Here is a 15,751-nt window from a genome sequence, read left to right on the forward strand (position 1 = left end):
TTAACAAGACTCCATCGGTGCCGTGAACCAACGGGAGTGTCAATGCAAGAGAGGTCGTACCCTGCTCCACACCGTCACGCGCACATCAGGCGTGCGCGACAGCACATCAAGCACCGCAGACGTGTTGATGCCGGGCAATGCGGCAAAGATGTCGAACAGCGCATCCGCCCCTTTTGCATTGACGGGAATTGCAATGCGCTGCCCGCCCATGCCGGTCAGAATCCAACTGGGGTTGGGATAAGTGCCGGGATCAAGCTCAAGCATGTTCATCTCGTCCAGATCCATCATGCCGCCGTCCAGCGGGCCGAAATAGCCCAGTCTGCGTTCCTTGATCTGGACCACGCCCGGCCCTTCACCGTCCTGCGCAAAGCGCACGCGTTGCACGGCGGCGAACCCCCAAGCGGTACTAATTGCCAATATGACAAGACCCATCCAGAAGGTGATCCCGACGCCAGACAGTGCCCACCACAGCCCGAACAAGGCCGCCGCACCGGCGATCAGTACCTCGCGCCAGCGAATCAAAAAAGCACGCACTTCTGGGCGCAGGAAATCACCCATGTGCCACCTGATGGCTGCCATAGATCGCCATTGCATATTGGCCTGTCTGGTGAAATCCGATCGCGCGATAAGCCTTTTCTGCCGCCGCATTGGCAGCAAACAACACCGCTGTTTCCGCCCCCTGCCCGCGGGCCTGGGCCAGATGCAGCGCCACAGCTTTGCGGGCGTAGCCACGGCAGCGTAGCGCAGGCGGTGTGTAGACCCCGCCGATTTGCACGGTGTCGGGCAGTTCTGCATTGAACCCTGTCATACAAACGGGGACACCATCGCTGAACAGAACGCGGTGACTGTCCCGCGTCAGATAGCCTGCAACATCGCGCCGCGCTTGCGCCTTGGCCGTTGCTGCCGGGACGGCGAGGGACTCCATGCAATAGCGCGCCCGCCAGTTTTCGATCATCTGCAGGTGCGCATCGGACAAGGGGCGCAAATCGCACTCATCGCAATCGGGCATGGTCATCTGTGACAAGGTCATCTGGTATAGCGGCTCCACCGTGTCCAACGCGGCCAAGGTGGTGATCCCCAGCGCGTTCCGCAACCCTTGAACTTGAGACGCTTCGCCCAACAAGCCCTTGACCTTGGTCTGATGCATGACAGCAGCGATGTCCCCCCACGCGGCGGTGGGGCATTGCGGAAAAATCAAGCCCTCATCCGTCAGACCGAGTACATCTGCAATCTGCCCGGCCTGCCAATTCATCCAGAAACTGACCGCCCTTGGGTGTCCGCCGGACATGCCGTGGTTGATCAGGTTGGTCAGCGGAAACATGGACGTGGCGATATGCGCCCGCAGAAACGTTTCTATCTGCGGGCGGTCGGCAAGGGTCGCACGGATCACCGCCAGTCACCCAAAGCCTGCTGCCAGACGGTCAGGGCCGCGACCGCCGCTGTGTCAGCGCGCAGGATGCGGGGGCCAAGACTGACGGAATGCGCGTTCTGCATCGCATGCAGTTGCGCGCGCTCGGCTTCGGAAAATCCACCTTCTGGGCCAATCAATATCGCCCAAGGCCCCACGATCTGTGGCAGTTTGGCAGCATCGCCGACCAGCCCCTCGTCGCAGAACATCAACTGGCGGTCGTCAGGCATATTCGCAAGAAACGGCTTTAGTTTGACCAATTGATCCACCTTGGGGACAAAAGTGCCACCGCATTGCTCTGCAGCCTCGATCGCATGGGCTTGCAGTTTTTCAGGACGCAGCCTGTCTGCATTCTGCGTAAAGTCCGTCTGTACCGGACAAATCCGCGACACCCCCATCTCGACCGCTTTTTCGACAATAAAGGCTGTCCGTTCCTTGCGGATCGGCGCGAACAAGAGCCACAGGTCTGGCGGCATTTGCAGCGGTCTGGTCTGCGCACGGCAAACAAGGACCCCGCCTTTCTTGCTGGCCTCAACCACTTCGGCGTCCCATTCGCCATCGGCGCTGTTGATCAATGACAGGACCGCGCCAACGGGCAATCGCATCACCCCAAACAGATAATGGGCCTCCTCCCGCGACAGCGGAACCGATTGCCCTTCCCCCAGCGGGTGATCTACATAAAGTCGAACCTTGGATGCCATGAGGCGGACCATATGACCGACAATACCAAGACGCCAGACCCCGATGACCCCGAATTGGGTCGCGTTGCGGACGCCGTGAAAGGGAATTGGGTTGACCAGATAGCACCTGGCCCAACGCGCCCCTATTTGCGACTAAGCCGGGCGGACAGGCCAATTGGCACTTGGTTGCTTTACCTGCCGTGCGTCTGGGCGGTTGCTCTTGCGACGTTGAACACTGGCACCTACGGGCCGATGGATATCTGGATCATCGCAGGCTGCGGCATTGGCGCGTTCCTGATGCGGGGGGCGGGCTGTACTTGGAACGACATCACCGACCGGGATATTGACGGGCAAGTCGCGCGCACGCGGTCGCGGCCGATCCCGTCAGGACAGGTGACTGTCAAAGGGGCATTGATCTGGATGATCGTGCAATCCCTCGTGGCATTCGGGATTTTGCTGTCGTTCCAGCCGGCGGCCATTATCCTTGGCATTCTGTCACTTGCGCCTGTGGCCATTTATCCCTTTGCCAAGCGGTTCACTTGGTGGCCGCAGGTTTTCCTTGGGATCGCCTTTAACTGGGGGGCACTTCTCGCATGGGCGGCGCATAGCAACGCGCTGCACCCTGCCGCCATGCTGCTGTACTTTGCCGGCATCGCCTGGACACTGTTTTACGACACGATCTATGCGCATCAGGATACCGAAGATGACGCGCTGATCGGGGTGAAGTCAACGGCACGGCTGTTCGGTGACAACAGTCGCAAGTGGCTGCGTCTCTTTCTGACGCTGACCATCCTTTTGTTCGGGGGCGCGGTTGTGATGGCCTGCTATGACCGGTCGATTCTTTCGCTGGTGATCGCCTTGGGTGGGCCATGGGCGATGGGCTGGCATCTGACATGGCAGTTGGGGCGCTTTGACCCTGACGATAACGGCTTGTTGCTCAAACTCTTTCGGTCGAACCGGGATGCAGGCCTGATCCCGCTGCCGTTTTTTGCCATAGCGCTTTTGGTGTGATTGAATATCGTCCTGCCCCGGCCTATGCAGTTGAAGAAATAAACTACGGACTCACATGCGCCTTTCCGCCCTTTTCATTCGACTGATCGTATTTGCGATTGCGGGATTCGGTGCGGTTGCCGCAGCGCGTGTCGCGGTCAGTACAGTTGAAACCCGTTCGGTCATCGCCGTGCAAGAAAGCCTTGTAGATCAGGGGTATGAATGGGCCTCTGTGCTCGGCGACGGGTTGCAGGTGATCCTTGAAGGACAGGCCCCAACCGAAGCCACGCGATTCCGGGCGATTTCGGCGGCAGGCGAAATGGTGGATGCCAGCCGGGTGATTGATAATCTGTCGGTGGTTGATTCGGCACAGCTGGCCCCACCGGAATTCGCGATCGAGATTTTGCGCAATGACAGCGGCGTATCACTGATCGGACTGATGCCCGCCGATACCGACAGAGAAGCACTCGCAGCCCGGATCACCGAAATCGCAGATGGGCAAAATGTGACTGACCTGCTCGAGGTCGGGGATTATCCGGCAGCGGACACATGGCGCCCGGCCATGACATATGCGTTGCGTGCCTTGGCACTTTTGCCGCGCTCCAAAATATCGGTCAAGGCAGGGCGCGTGGACGTCAGCGCGATCTCCGACAGCGTCGAAGAAAAGCGGCGCCTTGAGACGGCACTTGCGCGGCAACCCCCCGAAGGCGTTCGGCTGGCGGTCAGCATCAGTGCACCGCGGCCTGTCATCTCTCCTTTCACCACCCGTTTCACGATTGATGCGGCCGGTCCGCATTTTGATGCCTGTGCGGCCGACACAGAGGAGGCGGCGGCCCAGATCGTGAAGGCCGCAACAGCAGCAGGACTGGCCGAGAAGGCCAGTTGTACGTTAGCACTGGGCGCACCGTCACGCTCTTGGGGTCAGGCTGTCGCAATGGCCATCGGCGCTGTTGGCCAACTGGGTGGCGGCACTGTCACCGTCTCTGACACCGACGTGACGCTGATCGCGCCACTTGGCACCGGGCAAGGCACTTTCGACGATATTGTCGGCGCGCTTGCAAACAACTTGCCGGATGTCTTTGCTCTGACCGCAGAATTGCCCGTTGTGCAGGAAGTCAGCGCCGAAGGCCCGCCTCAGTTCACTGCAACCCGCAGTCCCGAAGGCGAAATCCAGTTGCGTGGCCGCGTGCCCGACGAAGTTTCCAACACCGTCGCCGAGAACTTCGCACTCGCCAAATTCGGGCAGAATAGCATCACCATGCGAACCCGCATTGCCGAAGGGCTGCCAGCAGGCTGGTCGGTCCGCGTGCTTGCCGCGATCGAGGCCCTGTCAGAGCTGTCGAACGGCGCGGTCATTGTCGAACCAGACCGTATCCAGATCAAAGGCAAAACCGGAAGTCAGGACGCATCGGCGAAAATTTCGCGCCTGATGATCGACAAGCTGGGGCAAGGGGCGGTCTTTGAAATCTCTGTCGAATATGTCGAACAGCTTGATCCCATCGCGGGCCTGCCAACGCCCGAAGAATGTGTCGAACAGATCAAGGTCGTGACCGAGAACCGCAAAATCACCTTTGACCCAAGCTCTGCGCAAATCTCGGCCTCGGCGTTGGCGGTGCTGGACGACATTGCCGAAATCCTGAAAATCTGTGGCGATTTGCGGATCAGGGTCGCAGGCTATACCGACAGTCAAGGCCGCGAGGAAATGAACCTGAACCTGTCGCAGCAGCGCGCGCAGTCGGTTCTGGACGCCCTGCGACAGCGCCGCGTGCCGGTGAGTACGTTCGAGGCAAAAGGCTATGGCGAAGCCGACCCGATTGCCGATAATGGCACCGAGGAAGGGCGTGAAGCGAACCGGCGGATTGAATTCAGCCTGATCGTGCCGGAACCGACGGTTGAAGAAACGACAACTCTGGACGAACTGGCCGGTGAGGCACCTGTCGAAGATGCCCCCGCCGAAGACACTACAAGCGAATAGATAAGGCAAAGACGTTGAACAGAACCGAATTCATCATCGCAACAGCCGTCATCCTGTTTGTCGCGTTCATGCTGGGCTGGTTTGCAAGCTGGCTGGTCAACCGTTTCACACGGGTCACAAAATCCGAAGTGGGCGAGTTGGACAAAATGGCGCAGGCGCTGCACGAAGCAGAAGAGACCCGCGATCAGGCAATCACGTACCTGCAACAACGCGAAGCGGAAATGACCAACCAACTGTCCCAGACAGAGGCCGAATTGCGCGCTGCCATGGACGGCCTGCGCGAGGCGCGCCACGAAACCGAAGAGTTGCGCAACTGGATCGAACAGAACCAGGCTGGATGAGATCACCCCCACACTATCGTAACTGAGAGCCCGACCGGCTGTCAGGCCGGGCAGCATCCGACCCTCCCCACGGGAGGGGGCTTCCCCCTTACCCAGGGCCGGGGGCCGCCCTCAGATTCGCAGTGCGCATCATGCAGGTTTTTCGGGGAACGCTATCGCAAATGCAAATCCTCTGCTGATTTGCGGCAACGACAACTGCTATCGGCGTGCCGCTTCAGTCTTTGCGGCTGACTTCCAGATGGTTGCCCTGACCTTTGCGAATGTCGAACCGCCCGATTTTTGCCAGCAAATCACTCAGCTTTGCACTGCCATAGGTGCGCGGGTCAAAGTCCGGGGTAGCGCGGGTTATGTACTGGCCCAACTGGCCAAGCGCGTACCACTCCCCTTCGGGATCAATACTGTTCATTGCGTTGATGATAAGGGGCACAGCCTTTGTGGGAGGCAACCGGTTTGGGGTCTCGCCACTTGACTTGCTGGCCTTTTTGGGCGGCGTGGCTGCGGTGGTTTTGTCTGGTTCAACGATGTTTTCGATCAGGATAAAGCGGTTGCAGACATTGCGCAGACTCACGGGGGCTTTGCCTTCGCCGATGCCAATGACCTCAACACCGTCTTCGCGCAAACGGTTCGCAAGGGCTGTGAAATCGCTATCAGAACTGACCAACACAAACCCGTCAAACCGACCCGTGTGCAAGATATCCATGGCATCAATGACAAGGCCGATATCGCTCGCGTTCTTGCCTTTGGTATTCGCCGTTTCCTGATTGGCGACCATACCAAGCTCGACCACCTTCTTTTTCCAGTTGCCAAGCGCGTCGCTCGACCAGTCGCCATAGACCCGCCGCAGCGCAGGTTCGCCATATGTCGTGATTTCGCGCAAGATATCATCAGCATATTTCGCGGGGATGTTGTCGGCGTCGATGAGGACAGCTAGCAACTTTTGATCGCGTGGCATGGGCTCATTCTCCTGTTTGGCGACGACTTGAAGTGTCGGCATTGTTGGTCAGTCAAACCCCTGCCATGTTTCGTTGCAAGATGCACGACCCCCCTTGCGAAGTCCCGCGACATCGCCAAAAATAGCGGCATGAAAAAACTGGCAGTATTTTTGTTACTCGGCGCATGCGGTAATGCAGGATTGACGCCCGGGTGTGATGTGTCGCGATATGACGGGCTTGTGGGGCAGAATCTATCGGCCCTTGATCAAAGCACCGGAGACTTCGTGATTATCAGAAGCGGCGAAGTCTGGACAGGCGGCACCGGCGGGGAAACGATTGTGTTTCTTGACCGTGATCGCAATATCCTGAGCTTTGGTTGCGGTTGATCCGATTGGTATGAAACGCCTGGGCCTTTTGATCCTTCTGGCAGGGTGCGCCGCTGCGCCAACGCCAGCGCCGATAACGCCGCGATTGCCTGACACCTGCGACGCGGAATCCTACGGATATCTTGTGGGTCAGGATGCCACTGCACTTGAGACAGTGTTGATCATGCGGATGGTGCGCGTCATCCGCCCCGGCGATCTGGTTACACAGGACTACCGGCCACAACGGATCAACTTTGAAATTGACCGGACGAACCGTATCGCGGGCATCTCTTGCGGTTAGGGGAATTTTTGCGATTTCTCCGGTGCCGCGAACTGGGTGGGGGCTATTGGCCGCGACACCGGAGTAGCATTTCGCTATGAATTCAAACTAACCACGACATGTGGCCCCAGTGCGCAGCAGGTGCGGCGGACTGGTGGCCATTTTAAGGCGGAACAAAGGCACGGTTATGGGCTGGCTTGATTTTCACTTCAAACGGCGCAAGTCTGACGTATGAACATGCAACTGCATCCCCCATTTCAGGCTCCGCAGCAGATCCATTTTCACCGGACCGAGTTAAACGCAATTCTCGGGCTTTATGGCCGGATGGTTGCGGCCGGCGAATGGCGCGACTACGGTATTTCGTCACTGCGCGAAGTGGCTGTTTTCTCGGTCTTTCGGCGGACTTCGGAAAACCCGCTTTACCGGATTGAAAAACGCCCGAAGCTGCGCATGAAGCAGGCGCAGTTTGCGGTGATCGGGATGGATGGTCAGATTCTCAAGCGTGGCAATGAATTGCGGCAGGTGTTGCGGGTTCTGGAGCGCAAGTTGATTCGCGCGATTGACTAGGGTCAGGACCCTAAAGTCGTTTCCGCGCCAGGACGTCCCCGCCCCCCTGCGCCGCGATACGCAGTATCGCCTGTTCCAGTGGCTCGTAGCGTGTTGCCATGTGATGGGCATTTGCGTGAATCATCGTGTCATCATCCACCATCATCCCCACGTGACCGGCCCAGAAAATCAGGTCGCCGCGCTGAACAGGACCGTCAATTTCCTTGCCCAATTCTGCCTGCTGCATGTCGCTGTCGCCCGGACAGGGAATGCCACAGGCGGTCAGGCTTGCGGTGACAAGCCCCGAACAATCAATCCCCCGGGTTGAATTGCCCCCCCAAAGATAGGGCACACCAAAGTGGATTTGCGCCACAGCCACAGGGTCGGTGAGGGGCTGATCCAGCGGGCGCAAATGTTTCTTTGGCACAAACCCCTGCATTGTTTCGAAAAACTTGTGCCGCTCGTCCAGCACCTGCAGCCGCGCACCAAAGGGCAGGCTGGCAATGTTCCCAGATTTGAAATCTTCTGCTGCATAGGCATGTGTGGCCAATGTCGTCACAAAATGCGTCACAGGCGCAGGCGCGCCCAGCGCTTCCGCGCGAAGGTATCCCACATAGCCATCTGCGGCCTGTACAAAGCACCATCCATCGCGCTCTTCAAAGACTGTCACCTGCGCGCCCAAAAGCAACTGCCGGTCCCGCGGGCCGTCCGGGCTGCGGCAAAGATCACTGACCGGCGCAATCAGCGTCTTTGGCCAGCCTTCCAGATATTTTTCAGCTGGGACCACCCCGGCGAGATGCAGTGCCGCGACCCGCCCATTTGATGCTGTGCGCCTCCCGTCGGTCACAGGCCCAGCATTTCTGGCAGCGCCTCAAGCACGGCACGCGCACCCATGCCGACACCCCCGGCTGGTCGCGCCGGTGCTGCGGTTGGCTGCCAGCCATAGATGTCGAAGTGGATATAGGGGCTTTCAACAAACCGGCGCAGGAACAAAGCCGCGGTGATGCTGCCGGCAAATCCCCCCTTGGGTGCATTGTCCAAGTCTGCAATGCCCGGCTCTATCATTTCTTCGTAAGGCGCGTGAAACGGCATCCGCCAGACAGGATCTGCAACCTGTGCCGCAGCCTTTGACAAGGCCGAGGCATGGGTATCACTGTCGGTGAAAAACGGCGACAGGTCCGGGCCCACAGCGACCCGTGCCGCGCCTGTCAGGGTCGCCATCGAGATGACAAGTTCAGGATCATCTTCGTCTGACAGGGTCAGTGCGTCTGCCAGCACCAGCCGCCCTTCGGCGTCCGTATTGTTGATTTCGACCGTGAGACCCTTGCGCGAAGTCAAAATATCCTGCGGGCGGAAGGCATTGCCATCAATAGCATTTTCAACCGCAGGAATAAGCACGCGCAGCCGCAGCGGCAGCCCCACCCCCATAATCATATGCGCCAACCCCAGCACAGTTGCCGCCCCGCCCATGTCCTTTTTCATCAGTCCCATGGACCCGCCCGGTTTGATGTTCAGACCGCCGGTGTCGAAACACACGCCCTTGCCAACCAACGTCAGTTGCGGCCCCGCGGTCCCCCAGCGGATGTCCAGCAAACGCGGCGCACGGGTCGAGGCACGCCCGACTGTGTGGATCATCGGGAAATTGGCCGGAATCAAGTCATCGCCGGTTATGACATTGATATCGGCATCAAATTCCGACGCCAGCGCGCGCGCGGCTTCCTCCAGCTCTTGTGGGCCCATGTCCGACGCCGGGGTGTTGATCAGGTTCCGGGTCAGTATTTCGCCTTGTGCGATTGTCTCGATCCGGGCCGCATCAATTCCCTTTGGTGCAACAAGTGACGCGCCCATAACCGCAGGCTTGCGATAGCGATCAAATTTGTAGCTGGCCAGCAACCACGCAAGGGCGGCTTCCTCCAGATCGCGCCCAGACAGGCCGCTGGCGATATCATAGGTGCCCTTGGGCAGCTTTGCGGCGGCGGTGCCCATGTGGAAACGACTGCGGGCCCGCTTTGCAGATGTCCCAAACCCGAAAAGCGCCATCAGCGGTTGCCCCGCAGCATCAGGCACCGTGAGCACCTGCCCCAACGCCCCGGTGAAACCTTGCTGCGCCGCCCAATTCCGGGCCGCGTCAGGTAGGGTCGTGAGGAACGCCTCACAGGCCTCCGCCTCTACCACGTGAAGTGGAATCGCGGCGTCGGTGGCTTTAACAAAGGGCATACTTTTCTATCCTGTCGGTTTACGTCGCCGACAGACTAACCGCCATCCCCGCGCCCGCAAGGGGCCACGGGTTTTTGGCGTGTGTTCAGAACGCAATTGTGGCGAAACTAGTGGTCGCGAAAATTCCAGACCTCTGACACGGCCACGTCAAAACCACGTTCGAGCCGGGCCATTGTCGCCTCAAGTGCGACGCCGTCGCGCTGTTCAAGGCATTGCGAGACATGACCTGCGGCAATCGCCACCTCGGTCAGCCCGATCTGGTCGGCCACCGCGGCTATGCGCGCGGCCGGTTTGACCAGCTTGGAAAACGCACTTTTCGCCATGTCTGTCTGCATCATATCCAGACGCAAGGCGATATCTTCCAGAACGCGGCAAATCACCTCTTCCGCTTCGGCTGCGTCCTTCAACGCAAACAGACGATTCAAGGGAGCCGGGTCAAAATGCATTTGATCCGGACAACGCAAGATAACGACATCTTGCTCCTGAGGGGCCACATTGGGCTGGAGATGTGTAATATCTGTCATGTGTTTCGGGATAATCGACCAAGGTTCCCATAAGGTTGAGACCAAAAAGAAAATCGCTCGAAATCCATGAAAATGCAACGTATCTAGGGGGCAGTTGTAAGGGACCTGACCATGAAATACGCACGCCCATTGCCAGCATACCTGACCACGCGCTACCGGGGCTGGAAGGCAACGACATATGCCGAAGACAAGGCCTGGTATCGCAGGCTGGCCGAAGATGGCCAGCATCCGCGCGCCATGGTGATTTCCTGCTGCGACAGTCGCGTCCATGTCACGTCGATCTTTGGCGCCGATCAGGGGGAATTCTTTATCCACCGCAACATCGCCAATCTGGTCCCGCCCTACAGCCCCGACGGCAAGAATCACGGCACCTCGGCCACCATCGAATATGCGGTTGGCACATTGAAAGTGGCGCATCTGATCGTGCTTGGCCATTCGGGCTGCGGCGGGGTGGAAGGGTGCTATCACATGTGCTCCGGCAATGCGCCCGAACTGGAAGACAGCAGTAGTTTCGTGGGCCGCTGGATGGACATTCTGCGTCCGGGGTTTGAACTGCTTCCCAAGGGCGACGAGGCGATGCGCAAACGCGCACTGGAAAAGGCGTCCGTCGTGATTTCACTGGAAAACCTGATGAGCTTCCCTTTCGTCAAGCAGGCGGTGGAAGACGGCGTTCTTTCGCTGCACGGCCTGTGGAACGATATCGGAGAGGGCGGACTGGAAGCGTATAGTCCCGATACACAGGGGTTTGTCGCGGTCTAGCATCGGGCGTTGGGTGAATTCTCTCTCGGATAACGCGCCGATAACTTTGTGCCTTGTCGGTGCAAATCACACAGGGTGATGCAGTCGAACCCGGTCAATTGCCCTACGCAGAAAGGCACGGGTCGCTTTTGCGTCCCGCCGCGCGATCAGGCAGAACTCGACCATCCGGCCATTTGAGTCGGAGGCCCGCCTAAATAGCGCCATTTACCACCAACGCGAATTTCGGTTTCATACATTGCCCGGGAGGCGATCACGCAGTGATCTGCCGAGAGGGGACGCCAGTCTACACTTGCGCGGCGCAAGTGTTTCCCTGCTCGTTTCGCCAATTCGGGGCCAGACTTCTGTGCCCGGCGATATACTGCTGATCGATCCGCTGGAATGCCACGCTCGGCCAAAAGATCAACGACATCCTGATACGTCCAATGGGTAGCGCAGATACCAGCGCACAGCACAATGGATGATACCAAACGGAAACCAGAGATCTGTGATCCGAGATCTGCGCTGCATGCGGACCCTTCTAAAACCTGAAAGTGACAACAGGCCCCAATTCATGCAACAGTCCCACACATTGGTGGCATACAGGGCAAGGGCGCATGCCAGCTTCACCTTGTTGCCAATCCTCCTTCCTGCGCTATGCGTAATTTCTCGAACTTTGGAACAATCCGACTTGTAATTGAACGTACGTTCAATTAATCGATCAAAAAGCAGATAGGGCGCATTATGTCTGAAATACTCTCCCTCGCCGGGGCGAACCTGATTTCGCCCATTATCCTGAGCTTTGCTTTGGGGCTGGCAGCGGCTTTGGCCCGATCCGATTTGACCATTCCAGAGGCCGTAGCAAAAGGTATGTCGGTCTATCTGCTCTTTGCCATCGGCTTTAAAGGGGGGGTCGCAGTCAGCGCGCACGGGGTCGATCAGACGCTCATACTTACAGTGCTGGCCGGGCTGGTCCTTTCGTTTGGCCTGCCCCTTATTGCTTTTGCCCTATTAAAAATCATGACCGGCCTGTCGCGCACCGATGCAGCGGCAGTGGCAGCGCACTACGGCTCGATCAGCATCGTGACCTTTGTGGCCGCCACATCGGTGTTGGAAGGGCGGATGATCGACGCGGAAGGTTACATGGTCGCTGTGGCTGCCGTGATGGAAGCGCCCGCTATTCTATCGGCACTTTGGCTTGTGGCCCGTGGCGGTGGCGGAGGCGCGATGGCGCCGGGGCTGATGCGGGAAATTATGCTTAACGGCTCGATCGTGTTGCTTGTGGGATCGTTCTTCATCGGCGCAATCACCGGCGAAAAGGGGCTGGAAGAAATCAGCGCCTTCATCGTGACCCCATTCAAAGGAGTGCTGTGTCTGTTCCTGCTCGACATGGGGCTGATAGCGGGACGGGGACTGCGGCAATCCAAAGGCGTGCTTGGGGCGGGAGCAGTGGCGTTTGCCGTTGTGATGCCACTGATCGGGTCCACAATCGGTATGGCACTGGGCATGATGGTGGGCCTGTCGCTGGGCGGAATAGTGCTGCTGATGGTGCTATCGGCCTCGGCCAGCTACATCGCCGTGCCCGCAGCCATGCGGGTGGCCCTACCCGAGGCGAACCCGTCGGTTTACCTGACCTTGTCACTGGGCGTGACATTCCCCTTCAACCTGACGCTTGGTATCCCGCTTTACCTCGCTACAGCGCAAATCGTGACCGGAGGCTGACATGGAAACGCATACAGCAAAGCGTGTTGAAATCGTGATCGAAGCCCCGCTGGAGCGGCGATTGACCGACGCGCTGACACAGGCCGGGGTAACAGGCTACACCATTCTGCCGGTGCGCGGCGGATCAGGGCGGTCGGGGCAATGGACCAGAGAAGGGCAAATCGGTCGGGCGGGGATGGTGGCTGTGGTTTGCCTGATCAAACCCGAACGGTTGGACGGGTTGCTTGAAGCGGCGTTCACGGTTGTCGAGAAACATATCGGCGTGGTCAGCATTACCGACGCGCAAGTGTTGCGCGCCGAACGTTTCTAGGGTCAGAACCGCGGCCAGACCGTAAGATGGGTTTCAACCCATCCCCCTATTGCAGCACATAGCCACTCGGCCATGTCAGTGTGTAGCTCAGATTGATCTCTTGCGCTGCACCGGCAGGCACCTCCAGATCCCATTCCAGAATACCGCGCTGACCATCGGGGGCGACACGGGTGACACGCGGGCTGGCGTCAAAGCTGACCTCCAGATCGTCCTGTTCCGAATAGGGGATCGCGTCTCGCAACAGGACTTTCCAATCCTGACCGGTGACGTTGCGCACCGTCATCACTGCCTCTTCGACCAGTTGATTCGCACTGGTAAAGACGCCGACATCACCCTCGGATTTGCTGGGCGTCGCCCTTGTCAGCAGTAGCCCGTCAAGCGGGCCAAAGCCCATTTTGGTGTCAGCGCCGGCAGCCAGCAACGGCATCTGGCTAAACCCGATCATGGTGCCATCGGCAAAGATCAATGCACGCCCCGGCAACAGCACTTCTTGGGTGGTGTTGGTCATTTCCGCCATTCGGTAGGCGATGCTGTCACGGCTTGGGGCCGCTTCCGCCCATACGTCCGCATCCAGTTCCAGCGTATCCAGTGGCAGGCGCAAATCCTCAACCCCGTTGCGAATATCCACAGTGCCCGGGTAGCTGTATGTGACTGTTGCCCCGCTAAAGTCGGCAGTTGCCCCAAAGGCGGCGTCCTCCATGACGATCGGAGGTGCAGCGGGGGCTGCCATCGTGCGCGGCTCCATTATACCCTGCAACGCAAAGTCGGAATTGCGGTCGCCCTCCAGCTCGTCTTCAGAGACAATACGGCGTAACGGGGCCCAAACACCGCTTGGGGCCGTCTGTTCACCGGGGCGGGCCGTCGACAGGATCAGTTTCACATCGAGCCAATCCTGACCGGTGCTCTGGCTGACCACCACCGACCGCTCCAGATCAATGCGTGGCGCAACGCCGGTTGTCAGGCGCATGTCATAAACAGGGGACCAATTAGCAAACCCTTCCAATGCGCTGATATCGACGGTTACTTCGCCAGACTCTGCGGCCTGCAATGTGAATGTCAGGACGGCGCCCTCGGTTTCGGGTGCCATGAGCGCTTCAAGATGTTGGCGCGCCTCTTCCAGAGCAATGATATCATCTTCGCGGGCGCGCTCTGCTGCGGTGGCTTGCTGTTCGGCAGCAAAGGCATCCTGACGCAGGCGCAGGATTTCGGACCCGACCATCTGTGCCAGCGCCTGAATATCAGCGACAGAGGATGCAGTGATTGCCTCGCTCGCATTGCCTTTACTCAGGCTTTGCAGGAATGCGATTTGTTCATTCGCCGCCGCGACATGCAGACGTATTTCTGCAATGGCATCATTGCGCTGCCGCAGCACATCTTCCAGTTCTTCAACCCGCGCCTTGGCTGCTTTTACCTCGGGCGATGTCTGGTCAGGCGTCACGGGCAGGCGATCATAGGCCAGATTGACCGCACCAATCTGCACCCCGTCGGGGGCCGCCAGCCGCAGCCCCTCTGACGGCAGGTTTTGCGGCAATCCCGGTACGATAATATCGTGGCGTCCGGCTGGCAGATCAAGCGTGATCTGGCGCGTCACGGTGGCCACGCCAGGATAGATCGTGACCGTATCGACGCGGGCCTCTGCGGTGAATGTATCGGCCCAGCCGGGCGCGCAAAGCGCGATAAAGCTGGCGGTCAGAAAAGGGCGGAACATATGATTCTCCTTGCGGTTTTTGGTTCTCTGCATGTTTGACGCGCGCGGCATTCTGATCCTTGGCGCCTCCGGGCAGGAACTGTGCAAACATTCCCTCTATTGGCGATTGTTCCCAATCTGCAACGTCTGACAATGCGTTTTGACGGGGCCATTGGTGGATTTGTCGATCCAAGCAAAGGTGATGTGATAAAAAGTTCAATGACAAAACGCAAAGTATATGAAGATGAAACATTTTTTTTCGATCGCCTCGCTCGCAATTCTGAGTGGCTGCGGCGGAGGTGGCGGCTCTTCCGATCAGGAGACCGGCCCTGATGACCCTCTTGCACTCTCAGCAGAAGAGGTCGCGCTTTTGCGGATGCCGGAGGATGTTACCTTTGACATTCGCAGTGACGAGGTATGGGTGGCGTTCGAGGGACTTACCACAAACCTCGATCTCCAGCCCAATCCGCCAAGCGCACAGTTTCGGGCATATTCCGGCGGCCGCGGCGGCAGCCGCCTGTTGATCGGCGAAACCCCGTCGCAAACGGCGCAAGCATTCCTGTTATTCAGTTCTGGCAGCAACGGCATTGGTGCGTCTGGGACACGGCTGGTGCGCCTGACCGATACGTCCGTTCCGGAGGGTGGCAGCGCCATATATTTGGGCGAATATGTGGGCAGCTATAGCGCCGGCTTTAATGCCTCCGGCGATGTGCGCCTGACCGCGGATTTCGGGCGATCCAGTATCTCTGGCACCATCACCAACCGTCAGCTGGAGGGTGCAAACATCGGGGGCCGTCCTGCCGAAGATGTGCTTCTGACAGAAGCCACAATCATCGATGGCGCCTTTTCGGGGGAAACTTCGGGGGGTCGCGATCTTTTCCTGACCGAAGAGCCGACAGGCAGCTACGAAGGGCTGCTTGTGGGCGGGGATGCGGATGGCGCTATTGGTGCGGTCCGCATCGTCCATGCCAATGGTGACGAAGAGCCGACGATAGAATGGGGGCTTTTCTGGGCTGAAGAATAGCAGGGGTGGCGCAGG

General features: G+C 58.8%; 19 protein-coding genes. 10 read left to right on the top strand and 9 right to left on the bottom strand.

Translation table 11 applies throughout. From position 1 onward, the window contains the following. Positions 1–39: 39 nt before the first annotated feature. Genes C8N45_RS10195 through C8N45_RS10205 form a run of 3 tightly spaced genes read right to left on the bottom strand, consistent with a single transcriptional unit; the run spans position 40 to position 2,109 of the window. Positions 40–579, bottom strand: a complete 540-nt coding sequence (locus C8N45_RS10195) for a hypothetical protein (RefSeq protein ID WP_245882629.1) — start codon at positions 577–579, stop codon at positions 40–42. Then, positions 551–1,390 (bottom strand): GNAT family N-acetyltransferase, encoded by an 840-nt coding sequence (locus C8N45_RS10200; protein ID WP_108386145.1) that lies wholly within the window; start codon positions 1,388–1,390, stop codon positions 551–553. Before C8N45_RS10200 ends, C8N45_RS10195 begins: the two co-directional genes overlap by 29 nt. Next, positions 1,387–2,109 carry a 16S rRNA (uracil(1498)-N(3))-methyltransferase gene (locus tag C8N45_RS10205; RefSeq protein ID WP_108386358.1) on the bottom strand — a complete coding sequence of 241 codons (723 nt, stop codon included), beginning with the start codon at positions 2,107–2,109 and terminating at the stop codon, positions 1,387–1,389. Before C8N45_RS10205 ends, C8N45_RS10200 begins: the two co-directional genes overlap by 4 nt. A 12-nt stretch (positions 2,110–2,121) precedes the next feature. Between C8N45_RS10205 and ubiA the strand changes: the two genes are divergently transcribed. The 3 genes from ubiA to C8N45_RS10220 are packed head-to-tail and all read left to right on the top strand — an operon-like array spanning position 2,122 to position 5,394. Further along, positions 2,122–3,099: a 4-hydroxybenzoate octaprenyltransferase gene (gene ubiA / locus C8N45_RS10210; protein WP_108386146.1), complete on the top strand. Its 978-nt coding sequence runs from the start codon at positions 2,122–2,124 to the stop codon at positions 3,097–3,099. A gap of 55 nt (positions 3,100–3,154) precedes the next feature. Further along, entirely contained in the window at positions 3,155–5,053 is a 1,899-nt protein-coding gene (locus tag C8N45_RS10215; RefSeq protein WP_108386147.1) for an OmpA family protein, read from the top strand. A 14-nt stretch (positions 5,054–5,067) separates the two neighbouring features. Further along, positions 5,068–5,394, top strand: coding sequence for a hypothetical protein (locus tag C8N45_RS10220; protein WP_108386148.1), 327 nt, complete (start codon positions 5,068–5,070; stop codon positions 5,392–5,394). 214 nt (positions 5,395–5,608) lie between these two features. Here the strand turns inward: C8N45_RS10220 and C8N45_RS10225 are convergent, their stop codons facing one another. After that, positions 5,609–6,346, bottom strand: coding sequence for an NYN domain-containing protein (locus C8N45_RS10225; RefSeq protein ID WP_108386359.1), 738 nt, complete (start codon positions 6,344–6,346; stop codon positions 5,609–5,611). A gap of 129 nt (positions 6,347–6,475) precedes the next feature. On the opposite strand from C8N45_RS10225, the gene C8N45_RS10230 reads away from it, so the two are divergent. The 3 genes from C8N45_RS10230 to C8N45_RS10240 all read left to right on the top strand — a co-directional run bounded on the left by C8N45_RS10230 (position 6,476) and on the right by C8N45_RS10240 (position 7,538). After that, positions 6,476–6,712 carry a hypothetical protein gene (locus C8N45_RS10230; RefSeq protein ID WP_108386149.1) on the top strand — a complete coding sequence of 79 codons (237 nt, stop codon included), beginning with the start codon at positions 6,476–6,478 and terminating at the stop codon, positions 6,710–6,712. A gap of 10 nt (positions 6,713–6,722) precedes the next feature. Then, entirely contained in the window at positions 6,723–6,992 is a 270-nt protein-coding gene (locus C8N45_RS10235) for an I78 family peptidase inhibitor (RefSeq protein ID WP_108386360.1), read from the top strand. A gap of 210 nt (positions 6,993–7,202) precedes the next feature. Further along, positions 7,203–7,538, top strand: a complete 336-nt coding sequence (locus C8N45_RS10240; protein ID WP_108386150.1) for a DUF2794 domain-containing protein — start codon at positions 7,203–7,205, stop codon at positions 7,536–7,538. A gap of 10 nt (positions 7,539–7,548) precedes the next feature. On the opposite strand, the gene C8N45_RS10245 is transcribed toward C8N45_RS10240, so the two are convergent. The 3 genes from C8N45_RS10245 to C8N45_RS10255 all read right to left on the bottom strand — a co-directional run bounded on the left by C8N45_RS10245 (position 7,549) and on the right by C8N45_RS10255 (position 10,159). Then, on the bottom strand, positions 7,549–8,364 hold the full coding sequence (locus C8N45_RS10245; RefSeq protein WP_108386151.1) for a C40 family peptidase: 816 nt from the start codon (positions 8,362–8,364) through the stop codon (positions 7,549–7,551). Continuing rightward, the gene (locus tag C8N45_RS10250; protein ID WP_108386152.1) at positions 8,361–9,734 is read right to left on the bottom strand and encodes a leucyl aminopeptidase family protein; all 1,374 of its coding nucleotides are present in this window, start codon (positions 9,732–9,734) and stop codon (positions 8,361–8,363) included. Before C8N45_RS10250 ends, C8N45_RS10245 begins: the two co-directional genes overlap by 4 nt. 107 nt (positions 9,735–9,841) lie before the next feature. Next, complete coding sequence (locus tag C8N45_RS10255; protein ID WP_133175966.1) at positions 9,842–10,159, bottom strand: hypothetical protein; 318 nt, start codon at positions 10,157–10,159, stop codon at positions 9,842–9,844. Between the two features lie 210 nt (positions 10,160–10,369). Between C8N45_RS10255 and C8N45_RS10260 the strand changes: the two genes are divergently transcribed. Beyond that, complete coding sequence (locus tag C8N45_RS10260) at positions 10,370–11,017, top strand: carbonic anhydrase (RefSeq protein WP_108386154.1); 648 nt, start codon at positions 10,370–10,372, stop codon at positions 11,015–11,017. Between the two features lie 66 nt (positions 11,018–11,083). On the opposite strand, the gene C8N45_RS24080 is transcribed toward C8N45_RS10260, so the two are convergent. Next, positions 11,084–11,221, bottom strand: coding sequence for a DDE-type integrase/transposase/recombinase (locus tag C8N45_RS24080; RefSeq protein WP_375342465.1), 138 nt, complete (start codon positions 11,219–11,221; stop codon positions 11,084–11,086). A 516-nt stretch (positions 11,222–11,737) separates the two neighbouring features. Here C8N45_RS24080 and C8N45_RS10270 point away from each other — a divergent pair. Together C8N45_RS10270 and C8N45_RS10275 are read left to right on the top strand one after the other, a co-directional pair. After that, positions 11,738–12,715, top strand: coding sequence for a sodium-dependent bicarbonate transport family permease (locus C8N45_RS10270; RefSeq protein WP_108386155.1), 978 nt, complete (start codon positions 11,738–11,740; stop codon positions 12,713–12,715). A gap of 1 nt (position 12,716) precedes the next feature. Beyond that, a complete protein-coding gene (locus tag C8N45_RS10275) occupies positions 12,717–13,025 on the top strand; it encodes a DUF3240 family protein (RefSeq protein ID WP_108386156.1) in 309 nt (102 codons plus the stop codon). Between the two features lie 46 nt (positions 13,026–13,071). Here the strand turns inward: C8N45_RS10275 and C8N45_RS10280 are convergent, their stop codons facing one another. Next, the gene (locus C8N45_RS10280) at positions 13,072–14,733 is read right to left on the bottom strand and encodes a DUF4139 domain-containing protein (protein ID WP_108386361.1); all 1,662 of its coding nucleotides are present in this window, start codon (positions 14,731–14,733) and stop codon (positions 13,072–13,074) included. 223 nt (positions 14,734–14,956) lie between these two features. Here C8N45_RS10280 and C8N45_RS10285 point away from each other — a divergent pair, with 223 nt between their 5' ends. Further along, positions 14,957–15,736 carry a HupA family protein gene (locus C8N45_RS10285; RefSeq protein WP_133175967.1) on the top strand — a complete coding sequence of 260 codons (780 nt, stop codon included), beginning with the start codon at positions 14,957–14,959 and terminating at the stop codon, positions 15,734–15,736. Positions 15,737–15,751: the final 15 nt, after the last annotated feature.

Origin of the sequence: Yoonia sediminilitoris (assembly GCF_003058085.1) — a bacterium.
Taxonomy (GTDB): domain Bacteria; phylum Pseudomonadota; class Alphaproteobacteria; order Rhodobacterales; family Rhodobacteraceae; genus Yoonia; species Yoonia sediminilitoris.

Coding starts and splice junctions, on each gene's coding strand:
- C8N45_RS10195 (WP_245882629.1), bottom strand. CDS start 579: ATGGCAGCCATCAGGTGGCACATGGGTGATTTCCTGCGCCCAGAAGTG.
- C8N45_RS10285 (WP_133175967.1), top strand. CDS start 14,957: ATGAAACATTTTTTTTCGATCGCCTCGCTCGCAATTCTGAGTGGCTGC.
- C8N45_RS10240 (WP_108386150.1), top strand. CDS start 7,203: ATGAACATGCAACTGCATCCCCCATTTCAGGCTCCGCAGCAGATCCAT.
- ubiA (WP_108386146.1), top strand. CDS start 2,122: ATGACCGACAATACCAAGACGCCAGACCCCGATGACCCCGAATTGGGT.
- C8N45_RS24080 (WP_375342465.1), bottom strand. CDS start 11,221: ATGGCGCTATTTAGGCGGGCCTCCGACTCAAATGGCCGGATGGTCGAG.
- C8N45_RS10250 (WP_108386152.1), bottom strand. CDS start 9,734: ATGCCCTTTGTTAAAGCCACCGACGCCGCGATTCCACTTCACGTGGTA.
- C8N45_RS10235 (WP_108386360.1), top strand. CDS start 6,723: ATGAAACGCCTGGGCCTTTTGATCCTTCTGGCAGGGTGCGCCGCTGCG.
- C8N45_RS10205 (WP_108386358.1), bottom strand. CDS start 2,109: ATGGCATCCAAGGTTCGACTTTATGTAGATCACCCGCTGGGGGAAGGG.
- C8N45_RS10225 (WP_108386359.1), bottom strand. CDS start 6,346: ATGCCACGCGATCAAAAGTTGCTAGCTGTCCTCATCGACGCCGACAAC.
- C8N45_RS10280 (WP_108386361.1), bottom strand. CDS start 14,733: ATGTTCCGCCCTTTTCTGACCGCCAGCTTTATCGCGCTTTGCGCGCCC.
- C8N45_RS10230 (WP_108386149.1), top strand. CDS start 6,476: ATGAAAAAACTGGCAGTATTTTTGTTACTCGGCGCATGCGGTAATGCA.
- C8N45_RS10215 (WP_108386147.1), top strand. CDS start 3,155: ATGCGCCTTTCCGCCCTTTTCATTCGACTGATCGTATTTGCGATTGCG.
- C8N45_RS10260 (WP_108386154.1), top strand. CDS start 10,370: ATGAAATACGCACGCCCATTGCCAGCATACCTGACCACGCGCTACCGG.
- C8N45_RS10275 (WP_108386156.1), top strand. CDS start 12,717: ATGGAAACGCATACAGCAAAGCGTGTTGAAATCGTGATCGAAGCCCCG.
- C8N45_RS10270 (WP_108386155.1), top strand. CDS start 11,738: ATGTCTGAAATACTCTCCCTCGCCGGGGCGAACCTGATTTCGCCCATT.